Source organism: Spirillospora sp. NPDC049652 (genome assembly GCF_040675125.1).
GTDB lineage: Bacteria > Actinomycetota > Actinomycetes > Streptosporangiales > Streptosporangiaceae > Spirillospora.
The window spans coordinates 1-1260 of sequence record NZ_JBFAOF010001477.1; the positions used below are offsets into that span (position 1 = coordinate 1).

2 protein-coding genes are annotated in these 1260 nt (G+C 73.2%); one reads left to right on the forward strand and one right to left on the reverse strand.

Annotated features, from left to right (window positions below; translation table 11 throughout):
* Positions 1-72: 72 nt before the first annotated feature.
* Positions 73-504 (reverse strand): hypothetical protein, encoded by a 432-nt coding sequence (locus AB0J52_RS41245; protein ID WP_500188708.1) that lies wholly within the window; start codon positions 502-504, stop codon positions 73-75.
* Between the two features lie 204 nt (positions 505-708).
* Here AB0J52_RS41245 and AB0J52_RS41250 point away from each other — a divergent pair.
* The coding region (locus AB0J52_RS41250) for a PucR family transcriptional regulator ligand-binding domain-containing protein (protein ID WP_500188709.1) at positions 709-1260 on the forward strand (552 nt) is incomplete at its 3' end.

Genomic DNA, 1260 nt, shown 5'->3' on the forward strand with positions numbered 1-1260 from the left:
TAATCATCCCCCCACCCCCTATAAAAACACCTAAAAAACCACACTCTTCCCCACCCCCACGCTCTTCTTTCCTCACCCCGCGAAAACTGCGCGGACGACCCCCAACGGCCGTTCGCGGGCCGGGACGACCAGCACGACCGCGTTCGGCAGGCGCACAGCGCCCTCGGCGACCACCGCCAGCACGCGCGGTTCGGGGACGCCCCGGACCTCCAGGTACATCGCCGCCGGGAACACCGCGATCACGCGCGCCGGGCGCTTGGGGGCGTCCAGCAGGCGGCGCAGGGGGAGCGCCGCCGCGCCCGCCGGGGCCGGGCCCTGCCGGGGCGCCGGGGAGGAGTTCTGCCGGGACGCGGGGGACGGGCCTGGCCGGGATGTGCCGGAGGGGCTTTGCCGGGATGTGCCGGAGGGGCCCTGCCGGGGCGCGGCGGAGGGGCCCTGCCGGGGAACCGGCGCGGGGCTCTGCCGGGCCGTCGGATGCAGTGATTCGCGGAGCGGCACGCCCACCCAGCCTCCCGGGAATCGTCCGCCGGCCCGCGACGCTGCGGGCCGAGCCTCTCGGCGACCGTAGACCCGTCCACGCGAGGGGCGTATGGGAAAAACTGCCAAGGATGCTTGTCACGGTTCGTCTTTGTTGTCAGGGTTGATCGCGAAATCGGTATCGATCGCGCCCCCTCCGCGGTCGACCGTTTAGAGCGAGGTGACACCTGCATGAGTGACATCCGCGTGAACACGGGCCCACCGGCCCACCGGTTCGCGAGCACCGGCACCCTCACCCGGGGCCTGCCGGTCGGCGAGGTCCTCGAAGTCCCGGCCCTCGGCGGCGCGCGGCTCATCGCCGGACGCGCCGGACTCGGCCGCGTGGTGCAGCGGCTCAACGTGATGGAGGTCCCCGACATCCTGCCGTGGGTCAAGCCGAACGAGCTGCTGCTCACCACCGGCTACCCGCTGCGCGGCACCCCCCGCGGCCTCACCGGCCTGGTCGGCGACCTGGACGAGCGCGGTGTCGCGGCGCTCGCCATCAAGCCCGGCCGCTACCTGTCCGAACCGCCGCCGGAGATGGTCGAGCAGGCCGACCGGCGCGGCCTCCCCCTGATCCTGCTGCCCGCCGACGTCGGCTTCGACGACGTCCTGAACCAGGTCCTCACCGACATCCTCAACCGGCAGGCCGCCGTCCTCGCCCGCACCGAGGAGGTGCACCGCGCGCTCGTGCAGACCGTGCTCTGCGGCGGCGGGCTGCGCGAGGTCGTGGACGAGGTCGCC